The sequence below is a fragment of the Luteibacter mycovicinus genome, from assembly GCF_000745235.1.
Classification (GTDB): domain Bacteria; phylum Pseudomonadota; class Gammaproteobacteria; order Xanthomonadales; family Rhodanobacteraceae; genus Luteibacter; species Luteibacter mycovicinus.
This window is the reverse complement of sequence record NZ_JQNL01000001.1, coordinates 3,929,728-3,943,645: the sequence shown is the minus strand read 5'-3', so window position 1 is coordinate 3,943,645 and position 13,918 is coordinate 3,929,728. Positions and strand designations below refer to the sequence as shown.

The 13,918-nt window shown below is 66.7% G+C and carries 15 protein-coding genes; 8 read left to right on the top strand and 7 right to left on the bottom strand.

The features are described from left to right. Positions 1-32 precede the first annotated feature (32 nt). The 5 genes from FA85_RS17560 to FA85_RS17540 form a co-directional block, all read right to left on the bottom strand. The gene (locus FA85_RS17560) at positions 33-374 is read right to left on the bottom strand and encodes a hypothetical protein (RefSeq protein WP_051943766.1); all 342 of its coding nucleotides are present in this window, start codon (positions 372-374) and stop codon (positions 33-35) included. A 64-nt stretch (positions 375-438) separates the two neighbouring features. Beyond that, a complete protein-coding gene (locus FA85_RS17555; RefSeq protein WP_043693146.1) occupies positions 439-786 on the bottom strand; it encodes a hypothetical protein in 348 nt (115 codons plus the stop codon). A gap of 185 nt (positions 787-971) precedes the next feature. Then, on the bottom strand, positions 972-2,681 hold the full coding sequence (gene recJ / locus FA85_RS17550; RefSeq protein WP_036114391.1) for a single-stranded-DNA-specific exonuclease RecJ: 1,710 nt from the start codon (positions 2,679-2,681) through the stop codon (positions 972-974). Beyond that, the gene (locus tag FA85_RS17545) at positions 2,678-3,652 is read right to left on the bottom strand and encodes a hypothetical protein (RefSeq protein ID WP_051943767.1); all 975 of its coding nucleotides are present in this window, start codon (positions 3,650-3,652) and stop codon (positions 2,678-2,680) included. Before FA85_RS17545 ends, recJ begins: the two co-directional genes overlap by 4 nt. A 2-nt stretch (positions 3,653-3,654) precedes the next feature. Then, positions 3,655-5,544, bottom strand: coding sequence for an ABC-F family ATP-binding cassette domain-containing protein (locus FA85_RS17540; RefSeq protein ID WP_036114395.1), 1,890 nt, complete (start codon positions 5,542-5,544; stop codon positions 3,655-3,657). 176 nt (positions 5,545-5,720) lie between these two features. Here FA85_RS17540 and FA85_RS17535 point away from each other — a divergent pair, with 176 nt between their 5' ends. The 6 genes from FA85_RS17535 to FA85_RS17510 all read left to right on the top strand — a co-directional run bounded on the left by FA85_RS17535 (position 5,721) and on the right by FA85_RS17510 (position 10,118). Beyond that, positions 5,721-6,062, top strand: coding sequence for a hypothetical protein (locus FA85_RS17535; RefSeq protein ID WP_036114398.1), 342 nt, complete (start codon positions 5,721-5,723; stop codon positions 6,060-6,062). A gap of 72 nt (positions 6,063-6,134) precedes the next feature. Next, the gene (locus FA85_RS17530) at positions 6,135-7,172 is read left to right on the top strand and encodes an agmatine deiminase family protein (RefSeq protein ID WP_036117916.1); all 1,038 of its coding nucleotides are present in this window, start codon (positions 6,135-6,137) and stop codon (positions 7,170-7,172) included. A gap of 10 nt (positions 7,173-7,182) precedes the next feature. Then, a complete protein-coding gene (locus FA85_RS17525; protein ID WP_036114401.1) occupies positions 7,183-8,073 on the top strand; it encodes a carbon-nitrogen hydrolase in 891 nt (296 codons plus the stop codon). A 24-nt stretch (positions 8,074-8,097) separates the two neighbouring features. Further along, on the top strand, positions 8,098-9,333 hold the full coding sequence (locus FA85_RS17520; RefSeq protein ID WP_036114404.1) for a TraB/GumN family protein: 1,236 nt from the start codon (positions 8,098-8,100) through the stop codon (positions 9,331-9,333). 96 nt (positions 9,334-9,429) lie between these two features. Beyond that, positions 9,430-9,750, top strand: a complete 321-nt coding sequence (locus FA85_RS17515) for a c-type cytochrome (RefSeq protein WP_036114406.1) — start codon at positions 9,430-9,432, stop codon at positions 9,748-9,750. 17 nt (positions 9,751-9,767) lie between these two features. Further along, the gene (locus FA85_RS17510; RefSeq protein ID WP_036114408.1) at positions 9,768-10,118 is read left to right on the top strand and encodes a c-type cytochrome; all 351 of its coding nucleotides are present in this window, start codon (positions 9,768-9,770) and stop codon (positions 10,116-10,118) included. A 78-nt stretch (positions 10,119-10,196) separates the two neighbouring features. Here the strand turns inward: FA85_RS17510 and FA85_RS17505 are convergent, their stop codons facing one another. Then, entirely contained in the window at positions 10,197-10,790 is a 594-nt protein-coding gene (locus FA85_RS17505) for an NfuA family Fe-S biogenesis protein (protein ID WP_036114409.1), read from the bottom strand. 139 nt (positions 10,791-10,929) lie between these two features. On the opposite strand from FA85_RS17505, the gene FA85_RS17500 reads away from it, so the two are divergent. Both FA85_RS17500 and FA85_RS17495 read left to right on the top strand, forming a co-directional pair. Continuing rightward, on the top strand, positions 10,930-11,271 hold the full coding sequence (locus FA85_RS17500; RefSeq protein ID WP_036114410.1) for a 4a-hydroxytetrahydrobiopterin dehydratase: 342 nt from the start codon (positions 10,930-10,932) through the stop codon (positions 11,269-11,271). 1 nt (position 11,272) lies between these two features. Continuing rightward, positions 11,273-12,748, top strand: coding sequence for a CPBP family glutamic-type intramembrane protease (locus FA85_RS17495; RefSeq protein ID WP_156108763.1), 1,476 nt, complete (start codon positions 11,273-11,275; stop codon positions 12,746-12,748). Here FA85_RS17495 and FA85_RS17490 read toward each other — a convergent pair whose 3' ends face one another. Beyond that, positions 12,749-13,696 (bottom strand): RluA family pseudouridine synthase, encoded by a 948-nt coding sequence (locus FA85_RS17490; protein WP_079522942.1) that lies wholly within the window; start codon positions 13,694-13,696, stop codon positions 12,749-12,751. Between the last annotated feature and the right edge of the window lie 222 nt (positions 13,697-13,918).

Genomic DNA, 13,918 nt, shown 5'->3' with positions numbered 1-13,918 from the left:
AGGTCCGAGTGTGCCAGTGATGGAAAGGCGCGTCAGCCCGCTTCGTTAAGCTCCAGAAACAACTCCTGCAACTCCCCGCCGATCGGCTTCCCGTCCACACAAAGCGTCACGTCCCCCTCGATCCCGGAAACCGGGCAACACCCGTCGACGATACCCAGCAGGTTAGCCGTCGTATCGATCATCGTGTGGCAGATCACCTGAAGGAAGACCTCCTTGTTGTCCTCGTCCAGCCCGTTGAACAGTTCGAGCGCGCGCACCCAGTGCGGGTCCACCGCCATCTCCACGGGGGTGCTGCGGAACAGCTCGGAGTAGACCGCGAGGTTGTCGCGGACCACGGTGTTCTGGAGAGCGAGTACGAAACGCTCGGGGGACATGGGTGCCACCTGCTCGAAAGACGGGTTGGGGATGCACCCTATGTGTGGGGGATGGGGCCCTGGCTCAATAGTGCTCCCGCCCCTCCCGCCTCGGCCGGCGTGAAGCCGGCACGTAGCCGGGCCAGATGGCGTCGTAGAAATACCGTTCCGCCTCGCTGGGCGGCCCGTAGGCCCGGACCGGCGGCGGGATCAGTTTCCGCAGCCGGGCCTCGTTATGTTCGGCCCAGCGCATCACCATGCGCTGCATGAGGGAGACGCCCCGTAGCGTCGCGCCCTGCCCGCCGCGAGGCCCGTAGCGCCAGCGGACCACCCAGCGGCCATCCTTCGGGCTGACCCGTGCGAAGGCCCGCGAGGTCCCTTCCAGGATCGCGTACTGCCGTTCGCCCATCTGTACCCAGTTCACCTTGGCCATGGGGCCGAGATTAGGTGGGGGCCGTCGCATAGATGTGGACGGGACGGCAGGTTTGCCTGAGGTTGTTCAGGCAAGTGGTTGAGTGCGCGAGGTCCCGGGTCAGTCTGCCGGAACATGGCGACGTGCTCTTCCGGTCGACGCAGCCAGACGCAGCCAAAGGCAGGCAAATGGTCGCGACGTTGCCGTCAAATCGCCTCGAGATGCGTCACCAGCAACCGAACACTCTCCCTGCCCTGCCAGTCGTTGACGGACAGTTCGTAGGCGACACGCATCCGCGCGGGTGGCGGCGTACCGTCATAGCAGTTGAACATCACCGCATCCAGCGGTGCACCGCCCTGCGTGTGGCGCAGCTGCAAACGCAGATGCCGGCTGCCCATCGGCTTCCATGACGCGCATTCGAAGCGCGCCTCGAACACCGGCGGCGGAAACGCCTGCCCCCACGGCCCGGCGTGCCGAAGCTGCTTCGCCAGATCGAGTGTGTGGTCACGGTAGTCGAGTTCACCATCGGTGTGCACGAGTGCCTGCAGATGATCGTCGTCGAGATGCTTGCGGGCGATCGCGTCGAACGCGGCGGCGAAGCGCTCGAAGTCGCGCGCCTGCATGCTCAGGCCTGCCGCCATCGCATGGCCGCCGAAGCGCAGGATCAGACCCGGATGCTTCGCGTCGATCTCGGCCAGCGCATCGCGGATGTGGAACCCGGGAATCGATCGTGCCGAACCGCGCAGCTCATCCGTGTCGTCGCCGGCCGGCGCGAACGCCAGCACGGGGCGATGCAGCTTCTCTTTCAACTTCGAGGCGACGAGACCGACGATGCCGGGATGCCAGCCTTCGTCGAACAACGCCACGCCCACCGCATCGACATGTTTCGCCAGCGAGACCATGCGCTCGGCTTCGTCGACCATGCCCGCCTGCATCTCGCGGCGTTCCTGATTGATGGCCGAAAGCTGTTCCGCGTAACGACGCGCGATGCCGACGTCATCGGTGAGCAGACAGGCGACGCCTAGCGACATGTCTTCCAGTCGGCCGGCGGCGTTGAGGCGCGGGCCGATGGCGAACGCGAGATCGGTCGCGGCGATGGTGGACAGCGATCGGCCACTGGCTTCGATCAACGCGGTGACACCCGCGCATGCCTTGCCCGCGCGCATGCGCTTCAGGCCGGCTTCGACCAGTACGCGGTTATTGAAATCCAGCGGCACCAGATCGGCCACCGTGCCGAGCGCGACCAGATCGAGCAGCGCGCTGAGGTCGGGTTCGCCGTTCGGAAACTGCCCGGCGTCACGCATCGATGCGCGTAACGCCAGCAGCAGGTAGAACATGACGCCGACGCCCGCCAGGGCCTTGCTCGGAAAACCATCGCCATCGAGGTTCGGATTCACCATCGCATCGGCATCGGGCAAGGTATCGCCCGGCAGGTGATGGTCGGTGATCAGTACGCCGATACCACGCGCTCGCGCGGCCGCGACACCGGCGACACTGGCCACGCCGTTATCGACGGTAACGATCAGGTCCGGTGACGGTTGCAACGATTCGACCAGCGCTTCGCTGAGGCCATAACCGTGGACGAAGCGATTGGGCACGACATGGGCGACGTGTTTCGCACCGAGCAGGTGGAGGCCGCGCACGGCGACCGCCGTGCCCGTCGCGCCATCGCAGTCGTAATCGCCGGCGACGACAATGCGCTTGTCGCTGGCGATGGCGTCCATCAGTACGGCGACGGCGCGATCCATGCCACCGAGCAGGCTGGGCGACAGGAGCCGCGCGAGGCGATGCTCGGCGCCGTCAGGGGTGCTTACGCCGCGTGCGGCGTAGATACGCTGGATCACGGGATGGATGTGCGCGGGCCAGCCGCTGGGTGCGGCGGTGGCGATGCGTTGTCGCCAGACGCGGGTCGTCATGCCTTGCGCCAGAAGCGCAGGCGGTGGTTCTTCTTCAGGACCACGCGGAGGCCGTCGGCGAAGGCGAGGCGGAGTTCGGTGCCTTCGGTCAGGTGGGTTTCCAGGGCGGGCCACCAGGTCTGGTCGAAGTCGTGGGGCTGGGTGTCCTGGAGGTCCAGCAGGGTATAGGGGGAAAGTGCTGCGTGGGTTGTGCCGTCGCCAGCACCCTTCGCCAGCAGGCTGGCTCCTGCAGGAGCGGGCCCGGGACCTGCAGGAAAGGCAGTGCGGGCCTGGACGTCGACGTTGGCTTTGTGGCCGAGGGCCCAGGGCAGGAGGTCGTCGCTGTAGATGCGGCTGAGGCCGCATTCGACCCAGTCGGGGAGGACGCCGGCGCCCCACAGCCAGACGCTGTTGACGGGCGGCAGGTGGCGCGAGGCACGCGACCGGTTGACCGGGTGGTTGTGCAGGACGACCTGCGCTTCGTTGATCAGGGCGCGCCAGCGACGACCAGCCTCGCCTTTGGGCAGTTGCTCGAACAGGTCGGCGCCGAGGGCTTCTTCCGGCTCGGGGAAGGCGGGTACGTCGATATAGCTGGGCAGACGCAGCTGCCAGTGCTGTGCGTCACCGACGTGCAGGCTCATGCCTTCCGCTTCGAAGGTCTCGGCCAGCGCGGCGACGAGGCTCGCGGACTCCTCCACCGTGAGGCCGAGGTTGCCGCAGGCGAGCAGCCGCGCCCCGCTCAGTTCGGGCTGCACCCAGGCGGGATCGGCGGACAACCACAGCGCGTCGCCCGAGTCGCCCGCGACCGACTGACGGATGACCGCCGCAGCCGGAAGTGCGCCGCCGGGCCAGCGGAAGTGCTCGGCCATCGCGACCATATAACCGGGCAACGCCGCCGGCAACGTCGTGCCGCGCGCCATCCAGGCGGCGAACGGCGCGATGTGGGCGAGTTTGTCGCGTCCCGGCAACAGGACGTTGAGGACGGCGGCCATGCTTACTCCTCGATCTGTTCCAGGATGCCGAGCCATTCGAGCTCGAGGGTTTCCTTTTCGCCGCGCAACGCGGACTGCCGCTGGCTGAGCTTCATCATCTCCGCGGTCGGGCCGTCGTAGACCCTGGGGTCGGCGAGCTGGCTTTCGATCGCGGTGAGCTCCTTGTCCATCGTGGCGATGAGGGTCTCGATCTTCTTCACCCGGGCGCGCAGCGGCTTTTCCTTCTCGCGCTCTTCGGCGCTGAGCTTGCGCTTTTCCTTGGCCGAGGCCTGGATCGGCGCTTCCGGTGCGGCCGAGGCGACGGCGGCGGTCTTGCGCGTGGTGGCGCGCGTGCGCAACCATTTGGCGTAATCGTCGAGATCGCCATCGAAGGCTTCGACGTCGCCGTCGGCCACGCGCCAGAACTCGTCGCAGACCATGCCGAGCAGATGGCGGTCATGGGACACCAGCACCAGCGCACCGTCGAAGCCAGACAGCGCATCGGCCAGCGCTTCGCGCATGTCGAGGTCGAGATGGTTGGTCGGTTCGTCGAGCAGCAGCAGGTTCGGCTTGTCCCACGCGATCAGCGCAAGCGCGAGACGCGCGCGCTCGCCACCGGAGAACGCATCTACCGGCTCGAAGACGCGGTCGGCGGGGAAGTTCCACGTACCCAGGTAATCGCGCAATGCCTGCTGACCGGCAGTGGGTGCCTTTTCCTGCAGGTGATCGAACGCGCTCCAGCCTTCGTGCAGGCTTTCGACCGTGTGCTGGGCGAAGTAGCCGATCTTCATGTCCTTGTGGAAGGACCGCTCGCCCTTCAACGGTTCCAGTTCGCCGACCAGCGACTTCACCATCGTGGATTTACCGGCGCCGTTCGGACCGAGCAGGCCGATGCGGTCGCCCGACTCGAGACCGAAGGCGACGTCGCGCAACACCACGTGATCGCCGTAGCCTGCGTCGATGTGATCGAGCTGAAGCATCGACGTGGGCAGACGATCCGGCGCCGGGAACGAGAAGCTGAAGCTGCGCTCGGCGCGCACCGCTTCGGTACCGGCCAGCTTTTCAAGGCGCTTCATGCGCGACTGCGCCTGCTTGGCCTTGCTGGCCTTGGCCTTGAAGCGGTCGATGAAGGATTGCAGGTGAGCGCGCTCGGCCTGTTCGCGCACATGCGCGATCTGCTGCTGACGCAGATGCTCGGCACGCTGGCGTTCGAACGCGGTGTAGTTGCCGGTGTAGAGCTTGGCCGTGCCGTCATGCAGATGCATGGTGTGCGAGATCACGCCGTCGAGGAATTCGCGATCGTGCGAGATGATCAGCAGCGTGCCCGGGTAGCGGCGCAGCCATTCTTCCAGCCACAGCACCGCGTCCAGATCCAGATGGTTGGTCGGCTCATCGAGCAGCAGCAGGTCGGACGGCGCCATCAGCGCGCGAGCCAGGTTGAGGCGCACGCGCCAGCCGCCGGAGAAGGAGGACACGGCGCGCTCGTGGGTTTCCGGACTGAAACCCAGGCCATGCATAAGGCGACCGGCGCGGGCACGTGCGTCGTAGCCGTTGAGTTCCTCGATACGGTGGTTGGCCACGGCGGCGGCCTCGTAGTCTTCGCGGTCATAGGCCTCGGCTTCGGCCTTGAGTGCCGCGGCGACCTCGACGTCGCCACCCAGCACGTAGTCGATGGCGGGATCGGGCAGCGACGGAGTCTCCTGCGAGACGGACGCCAGCCGGACCCTGGAAGGCATGTCCAGCTCGCCCACCTCCGGCTCCAGCTCGCCCTTGAGGGCGGCGAACAGGGTGGATTTGCCACAGCCGTTACGGCCGATGACACCCAGGCTCCATCCACTCTGGATGGTGAGGTCCATCTGCGACAGCAGGGTGCGGCTGCCCCGGCGAAGGGCAAGATTGCGAAACGAGATCATGGATTGGGAAGACTGGCGGCTAGCGACCGTCCATGATAACTGCCCCGCCCTGCCCGCGTCCGGAAACGCGACGCAGCACACAGCCGTGAAGGCGGCGCGGCGCGCCCCATGGCGTGGGTGAAGGCGATCTGTTAAAACGACGTCCTGCGCCGCATGGGGAGCGCGACGGAGCCATCATGAACACCTTCAAGCCTGTTTTCACCGCGATCGCCCTGGCGCTCGTGTCCGCCGCCATGGTCCCGGCCGCTCACGCGGGCGACAGCCTGCTGGTCAACCGCGTCCAGCAGGAGCAGGCCATGAACCTGCCCAGGAAGGGCATGAGCATGGCCCAGGTGGAACGCCAGTTCGGCGCGCCGACGTCCAGACTCGACTCGCGCGGCGGCGGCAGTGCGAAGCAGCCGGTCATCAACCGCTGGATGTACCCGGGCTACATCGTCTATTTCGAGCGCAGCCACGTGGTCCACACGGTGCTCAATACGCCTGCCGGCAACAACCTGAATCCGCAAGCCGCCAGGTAACCGGCGGATTACAGCAGCGGTAACGAGGAAGCCCTACAATAGCCGGCTTCCTTTGCTGCCCCGTTGTCCGCCATGACCGACCGCACTTCGTATCGCCTGCCCGCCGAATGGGAGCCGCAGGCCGGCGTTCTGATCGCCTGGCCGCACGCGGATACCGACTGGGCCGACCGTCTGGCCGAGGTCGAGAGCACCTATGTGGCGCTGGCCGCCGCCGTGACCCGCTTCGAACCGCTGCACGTCATCGTCGCCGATGACGAGCTGCGTGAACGCGCACGGCTGCTCACCGGGCAGGCCGGCGCCGACATGTCGCGCCTGCACTTCATCGAACTGCCCTACGACGATACCTGGCTGCGCGACTCCGGCCCGATCACGCTGACCGGCCCCGACGGTGTGCTGCTCAACGATTACCGTTTCACCGGCTGGGGCGGCAAGTTCGGCGCCGAGCAGGACGACGCGCTGATCTCCGGCCTGCTCGAGCGTGGCGTGCTGTCCGGTCTGCCGCACAAGCGGATCGACTGGGCGCTGGAAGGCGGCGGCATCGAGAGCGACGGTCGCGGCACCATCCTCACCACGTGGAAGTGCCTCAACCAGCGTCACCCGGACCTGTCGCGCGAAACCATGACCGAAACGCTGGCCACCACGCTGCACGCCAACCGCGTGCTCTGGCTGGACCACGGTTACCTTGAAGGCGACGACACCGACGCCCATATCGACACGCTGGCCCGCTTCTCCGAAGACGGCGGCATCGTGTATCAGGCGTGCGACGACGCCAGCGACCCGCACTTCGAGGAACTGGGCCAGATGGCCTCGGAACTCGCCGAACTGCGCACTCCGGATGGCAAGCCGTACCCGTTGCACCCGCTGCCCTGGGCGCAGCCGATCCTCGACGATGGTCGTCGACTGGCCGCGTCCTATGCGAACTACCTGATCGTCAACGGCGCGGTGCTCGTGCCGGCGTATGGCGATCCGGTGGACGCGGAAGCGGCACGGATCATCGGCCTCGCCCATCCGGGCCGCGAGATCGTCCAGGTACCTTGCCGTCCGTTGATCTGGCAGAACGGAAGCCTGCATTGCATCACCATGCAGCTGCCCGCCGCCATCGCCAAGTAAGGAAGAAGTCATGTCCCGCAAGACTCTCAAGGTCGCCCTCCTCCAGGAAACCGACCGCGGCAGCCGCGACGCCAACCTCGACGCGATCGAGCAGGCCCTGCGCGACGCGGCCGGAGCCGGCGTCGAGCTGGTGCTGCTGCAGGAACTGCACAACGGCCCGTACTTCTGCCAGCACGAAAGCGTCGACCTGTTCGACCTCGCCGAGACCATTCCCGGCCCGAGCACCGAGCGCCTGGGCAAGCTTGCTGAAGAGCTCAGGCTCGTCGTCGTCGCCTCGATCTTCGAGAAGCGCGCCACCGGCCTGTATCACAACACCGCGGTGGTCTTCGATCGCTCGGCCGCCATCGCGGGCAAGTACCGCAAGATGCACATCCCCGACGATCCGGCGTTCTACGAGAAGTTCTACTTCACGCCGGGCGACCTGGGCTTCGATCCGATCCAGACGTCGGTCGGCAAGCTCGGCGTGCTCGTCTGCTGGGACCAGTGGTATCCCGAAGCCGCGCGCCTGATGGCGCTGGCCGGCGCCGATATCCTGTTCTACCCGACTGCGATCGGCTGGGATCCGAAGGACTCCGACGAAGAAAAAGCGCGTCAGCGCGAGGCATGGATCACCGTGCAGCGCGGCCATGCCGTCGCCAACGGCCTGCCCCTGCTCTCGTGCAACCGCACGGGCTACGAGGCGGACCCGACCAGCGTCGGCAACGGCATCCAGTTCTGGGGCTCCAGCTTCGTCGCCGGTCCGCAGGGGGAGTTCCTCGCCCAGGCCGGTACGGACGGTCGTGAACTGCTGATCGTCGATGTCGACATGGAACGCAGCGAGCACGTGCGCCGCATCTGGCCGTTCCTGCGCGACCGTCGTATCGACGCCTATGCCGATCTCACCAAGCGCTTTCGCGATTAAGACATCCAACGGACACCCGAGCGCATGATTCCTGCCGAGAACGACGTCACCCTGCCCGCCGCCCTGGAAGGCCAACCCATCGAGCGCATGACGCGCGACGGCGTCGACTACGTCATTCTCGGCACGGCGCACGTGTCACGCGCCAGCGTGCAGGCGGTGGATGCGCTACTGGAAACGGAGCACTTCGACGCGGTGGCGGTGGAACTGTGCGCCAGTCGTGCGCATGGCATCCGCGATCCGGAAGCGTTCAAGCAGATGGATCTGTTCCAGGTCATCCGTCAGGGCAAGGCCGGCATGGTCGCCGCGAGCCTCGTGCTCGGCGGCTTCCAGAAACGTCTCGCCGCGCAATACGGCATCGAGCCGGGCGCGGAAATGAAGGCCGCGATGGACGGCGCCGACGCGCGCAACCTTCCGGTGTGGCTGGTGGATCGCGAAGTCGGCACCACGCTCAAGCGCGCCTGGCGCAGCGTCGGTTTCTTCCAGCGCTTCGGCCTGATGGCCGGCATGCTCGGCAGCGTGTTCGAGCGTGAGGAGATCCCCGAGGAAGACATCGAGAAACTGAAGCAGGCGGATCTGCTCGAAAGCGCCTTCAGCGATTTCGCCCAGGGCTCGGCACCGCTTTACCGCGCACTGATCGCCGAGCGCGACGAATACATGGCCGCGCGCCTGCGCGAAAACGGCCAGCGGATGGATGCTGCCGCGCCATCGCGCAAGGTGCTCGTCGTCATCGGTGCCGGCCACCTGAAGGGCATGAGCAGGCAGCTTGCCGATCAGCAGGGCGATGCCCGTTCGACGGCGGATGACCTCGCTGTCACGCCACCCGCCTCGCACTGGCCGAAGATCGTCGCCGTAGGCGTGGTGCTCGCGATCTTCGCCGCCATCGGCTTCGCCTTCTACCGCAGCCCGAGCCTGGGCGCCGACGCCGTGAAGAGCTGGATTCTGCTGACAGGCGGCCTTTCCGCGCTCGGCGCCCTGATCGCGGGCGGTCATCCGCTGTCGATCATCGCCGCGTTCATCGCCGGTCCGCTCAAGCCTTTCCGGCCCGGCATCCCGTCCGGCGCCTTCAGCGCCATGGCCGAAGCGTGGGTCCGCAAGCCGCGCGTGCTCGACTTCGAACACCTGCGTGACGACATCACGCACTGGACCGGATGGTGGAAGAATCGGGTGGCCCGCACCCTGCTCAACTTCTTCCTGGTCTGCGTCGGCACCATCGCCGGCGAGTACATCGCGGGCTTCCACATCATCAAAAGTCTTCTCTGACGCGGACTTACGCCTGAGTTGTTCCCCGTTGCGACAGCCCTCTATACTTCGACGGCTGTTCAACCCCGGCCCCGCCCGGCACCCAGGGAACTCTTAATGAAGCGTCTGCATCTGGTTGGTCTGATCGCTGTAGCTCTGTGTGCCGCATCCGCGGCGCATGCCGAAGGGGATAAGGCCCGGGGACGGACGCTCGTCTACACCTGCAATGGCTGCCACGGCGTGCCCGGCTATGCCAACGCCTACCCCGAATACCATGTGCCGCACATCGTCGGCCAGAACGAGCAGTACATCGTCAACGCCCTGAAGGCGTACAAGAGTGGCGAGCGCACGCACCCGACGATGGGCGCCCAGGCGCAGAGCATGTCCGATCAGGAAATCGAGGACATCGCCGCCTACCTCTCCAGTATCGCCAAGTAAGCCGCCGAGGACGAATGATGATCCGTGGTTTCTCCCTGATTGCCATGGGCGCGCTGCTCGCGCTGACCGCCACCCAGACCTTCGCCGCCGGTGACCCGGCGCGCGGCAAAACCAAGATCGCCACCTGCGTCGCCTGCCATGGGCAGGACGGCAATTCCGTCGACCCGCAGTATCCCCGCCTGGCCGGCCAGTACGCCGACTACCTCGCGCAGGCCCTGCACGAGTACAAGGACGGACGCCGCGGCAACGCCATCATGAAGGGCTTCGCGGCCACGTTGTCCGATCAGGACATCGACGACGTGTCGGCGTATTTCGCGACGATGCCGTCGAAACTGCAGGGGCTCGAGCACCACATCCAGGGCGACTGACCGCCCTGCAGGAGCGCGCCCTGCGCGCGATGTTTTTCATTCTCGCGCGTCATTCGCGCGCGGGGCGCGCTCCTACATTTAGCCCGCTGCTTTGGCGAAATAGGGGGCGTCGCCGGTTTCGTGATCGGTGACGTCGCGCACTTCCGTAATCTCCGGCACGCGCTCGCGCAGGGTCTTCTCCACGCCGTTCTTCAGCGTGACGTCGACCATGCCGCAGCCGTGGCAACCGCCACCGAAACGCAGCACGACGATGCCGTCGGCGGTGACCTCGACGAGCGAGATGCGACCGCCGTGCGAGGCGATCTGCGGGGCGACTTCGGACTCGAGGACGTATTTGACCCGTTCGACCACGCCAGCACCCTCACCCGGGGCGTCGCCCTTGATGCGCGGCGCACGGATGTTGAGCTGGCTGCCGGTAGGCGTCATCTCGTAGTCGATGTTGGCTGGATCGAGCCAGCGCATGCTCTCGCCGTCGACGTAGAGATTGAAGCCGGTGCACTCGATCGTCCACTCGTCGCCGGTCAGCTCCGAGGCTTCGCAGAATTCGAGTTCGCACTGGGCGGCAGGCGTCCCGGCCTCGACGACGCGCAAGCGAACGCCGAGGCCATCATCACCCTGCTGGGCGATCAGGCGCTGGAAATGCGCCTGCGCGCGTTCCGTGATGTCGATCATGGGGGCTCCGGTATCGGGTCCGGCGTGGGGAGCGCCGGAATACAGCACCATTCTAGTACTGTTTCCTCCGGGATGCCGCCTTTTGACAATTCAGGCGGAAGCGTCGACGCTTCGCGCTTTCCTCTGCCGGATGCCCGCCATGACCCTCTCCCCGCTCGCGACCCAGCATTGCCAGCCACGCAAAGGCCCGGAGAATGCGCTCGACCGGGCGACGCTCGACCAGCACCTTGCCGGTCTGCCGGGCTGGACGGTGACCGCGGACGGCAAGGCCATCGTGAAGGACTTTTCCTTCAGGGACTTCCATCACACGCTGGGCTTCATCAATGCGGTCGGCTTCATGGCTAACCAGGAAGATCATCATCCGGATCTCGAAGCCGGCTACGGCCATTGCCAGGTGCTCTGGTCCACGCATGACGTCGGCGGCCTCTCACTCAACGACGTGATCTGCGCCGCACGCGTCGAGGCCCTGCTCGATCGCTGACGTGTCACCCCGCGCCTCCCGCTGGATGGTCGCGGCGACGCTCGCCGCGGCGGTCGCCTTGCTGTTCGCCCTCCCCCGGTTCGCCGCCACGGTGGTGCAGGGTGCGATCGAGCGTGAAAGCGCAAACGATCGCGTCGCGTTCGCCGAAGGCCGCTCGCCGTGGTCGTGGCGCTTCTCTGACGTCGAGGACGTGGTGGCCGGTCGTGCGTTTGGCGGCGGCCGACTCGCGACGTCGCCTCCTGGACTGAGCGTCCAGGCGACAGACGCGGGCGGCTTCGAGATCGGCCTGGTGTTGCGGCGTGATGCCGACCTCGTCCGCCTCGACACGTTCTATCTGGACGCCACGGCATCGGCGACGGGACGCTACGCGCTTGCGGTGAGGGAAACGCTGACGAGTCCGGGACGACATGCCGACCTAGGTACGCTGACGCCCGCGGAGGTTGGCCGGCCCGTAAGGCTCGACAGGCTGTCCTGGACCGACGATCAGGGCCGCGCCGTCGATCCACCGCGTCGGGCCGCCATGCTGCGCATTCGGGCTGTGTTGCCGGTGGGCGCGACGCTGAGTCTACGCAGCGCGCGGCTGGCGTTGGCGGAGGGGGCCTCCTTGCCACCTCCGGTGATGCTGCCCGATGGCCTGTCGGCGGAGGGCCTGCTGGCACTCCGGGACCGGGAGCGTGCGGCGGATCCGCTGGTGGCGTTCGGTGAGGCTCCGGGGCGGGTACGTGCCACGTCGGTGGAGTCTTACCCTTCACCGGCCTGGCCTGGCTGGGTGGAGGCCGGGGTTTATCTGGCTCTGGTGTCGGTCGTCAGGTGGCGCCGCCAGGGCGATCGCGCACGTCGACCTGTCGACGAAGGGACCGGCTCCCACGCGGGCTGGCGAGCTCTGGCCGGCGCCGGACTCGACGTGGCGCTCGTCCTGGCGGGCCCGTTGTGGTTCATCGCGGGGCTGGGGCTCTCGTTGCGGCCGGCGCCGCCTGGCATCGCGGCGTTCGTTATCGGCGTGGGCTACGCGGTGACGCTGGGCGCGCGGCGGCAGTTGCCGTCGTGGCACTGGGCAGGCGCGTGGCGCCAGGCGGGCTGGCCCTTGCTGGCTGTCGCAGTCGCCGGCGGCATCGCCCTCGCGGCGGGGCATTCGCCCGCATGGCCTCCTGCCGGGCGCACCGTCCTCTATATAGGGTGGGCGCTTTTTCAGCAGTGGCTGATTCTGGCCGTCGTGGCCGCCCTGCTCGACCGGGCGGTCCCCCGAGCGGTCGCCGTCCTGCTGGCCGCCCTCGCCTTCGCGCTGCTGCACACACCCAACGGGCTGCTGATGCAGCTCTGCTTCGTCGCCGAACTGGGCTGGGCCTGGTGGTACCTGCGCCACCGTGCCCTGTTGCCCGTGGCCGTGGCACACGCGCTAAGCGCCGTGATCCTCCAGGCCTGTGTCGCGAGCGGCCTGTTGCGTTCGCTCGAGGTCAGCGCGAGGTTCCTCGTCTGATCAATCGCGCAGTTTGTCGAGGAACGCCTTCAGATCGTCGGGCAACGGCGCCGAAAAGTCGTAGTTCTTGCCGCCAAGATCGAAGCTCATTCGGGCCGCGTGCAGGAACATCCGCTTCAGGCCCTTTGCGCGGAACCGCTTGTTGGCCTCCTCATCGCCGTATTTCGGGTCGCCCGCGAGCGGATGGCCGACATACTGAGCGTGAACGCGGATCTGGTGGGTACGACCCGTACCCAGTGTCGCCTGCATCAGGCGGGAGGCCGGGTACTGCTCCAGTTCCTGGAAGAACGTAAGCGAGGGCTTGCCTGCGTCGTCGACACGTACCATCCGCTCGCCGCCGTGCATCACCGACTTCAGCAGCGGCTGATTGACGTCGAACTTCGCCTTACGCGGCGTACCGGTCATCAGGCAGAGGTATTGCTTGACCACCTCGTTGTCGCGGATCAAGGCCTGCAGGCCGGTCAGACCCGGACGCGAGCGAGCCAGGACCAGGACGCCGCTGGTGTCGCGATCCAGCCGGTGGACCAGTTCGAGGTGCTCGTTCGGACGCGCCGCGCGCAGCAGCTCGATGGCGCCGTGGCTCACGCCGCTGCCGCCATGCGCCGCGATGCCCACGGGTTTGTCGATTACCAGAAAGTGCTTGTCTTCGAAAATGACCGAGTCGGCTACCGCACGGACCATACCCGAGGGTGCCACCGTCTCATCGCGCTCCGCGACGCGTACCGGTGGAATCCGCAGCATATCGCCGGCGGCGAGGCGCGTTTCCGGCTTGGCCCGTTTGCCATTGATGCGAACCTGTCCGGTTCTCAGGATGCGGTAGACCAGGCTGCGCGGCACTCCCTTCAGGAGGGTCATCAGAGCGTTGTCCACGCGCTGACCGTCCCTTTCGGGTCCGATTTCGACGATGCGCACACCTTGGCCGCCGTCGAGGGAAGTTGCCGTCTGCATTGATAAAACTCGAAATTGATAGGATACTCGGCCAGCGCCAGGCTCCGCTGAAGACTTATCTCTCGCGGGGTGCCTGTACCGTCACGTAAGGCGAGTGTCGCGCGGGTCCGTCCGAGGGGACGGAACGCGAAGACACCCCACATCGTAACGGTTCGGGTTGCGGTTGTCCGGCTAATCCGTAGGGACGCGGACCGGTTGCAAGGCGCTTATCACGAATCACGC

Bases quoted from the DNA above. Each gene is read 5' to 3' on its own strand.
- FA85_RS17560 (WP_051943766.1), bottom strand. From the start codon at position 374: ATGTCCCCCGAGCGTTTCGTACTCGCTCTCCAGAACACCGTGGTCCGC.
- FA85_RS17555 (WP_043693146.1), bottom strand. From the start codon at position 786: ATGGCCAAGGTGAACTGGGTACAGATGGGCGAACGGCAGTACGCGATC.
- recJ (WP_036114391.1), bottom strand. From the start codon at position 2,681: ATGACGACCCGCGTCTGGCGACAACGCATCGCCACCGCCGCACCCAGC.
- FA85_RS17545 (WP_051943767.1), bottom strand. From the start codon at position 3,652: ATGGCCGCCGTCCTCAACGTCCTGTTGCCGGGACGCGACAAACTCGCC.
- FA85_RS17540 (WP_036114395.1), bottom strand. From the start codon at position 5,544: ATGATCTCGTTTCGCAATCTTGCCCTTCGCCGGGGCAGCCGCACCCTG.
- FA85_RS17535 (WP_036114398.1), top strand. From the start codon at position 5,721: ATGAACACCTTCAAGCCTGTTTTCACCGCGATCGCCCTGGCGCTCGTG.
- FA85_RS17530 (WP_036117916.1), top strand. From the start codon at position 6,135: ATGACCGACCGCACTTCGTATCGCCTGCCCGCCGAATGGGAGCCGCAG.
- FA85_RS17525 (WP_036114401.1), top strand. From the start codon at position 7,183: ATGTCCCGCAAGACTCTCAAGGTCGCCCTCCTCCAGGAAACCGACCGC.
- FA85_RS17520 (WP_036114404.1), top strand. From the start codon at position 8,098: ATGATTCCTGCCGAGAACGACGTCACCCTGCCCGCCGCCCTGGAAGGC.
- FA85_RS17515 (WP_036114406.1), top strand. From the start codon at position 9,430: ATGAAGCGTCTGCATCTGGTTGGTCTGATCGCTGTAGCTCTGTGTGCC.
- FA85_RS17510 (WP_036114408.1), top strand. From the start codon at position 9,768: ATGATCCGTGGTTTCTCCCTGATTGCCATGGGCGCGCTGCTCGCGCTG.
- FA85_RS17505 (WP_036114409.1), bottom strand. From the start codon at position 10,790: ATGATCGACATCACGGAACGCGCGCAGGCGCATTTCCAGCGCCTGATC.
- FA85_RS17500 (WP_036114410.1), top strand. From the start codon at position 10,930: ATGACCCTCTCCCCGCTCGCGACCCAGCATTGCCAGCCACGCAAAGGC.
- FA85_RS17490 (WP_079522942.1), bottom strand. From the start codon at position 13,696: ATGCAGACGGCAACTTCCCTCGACGGCGGCCAAGGTGTGCGCATCGTC.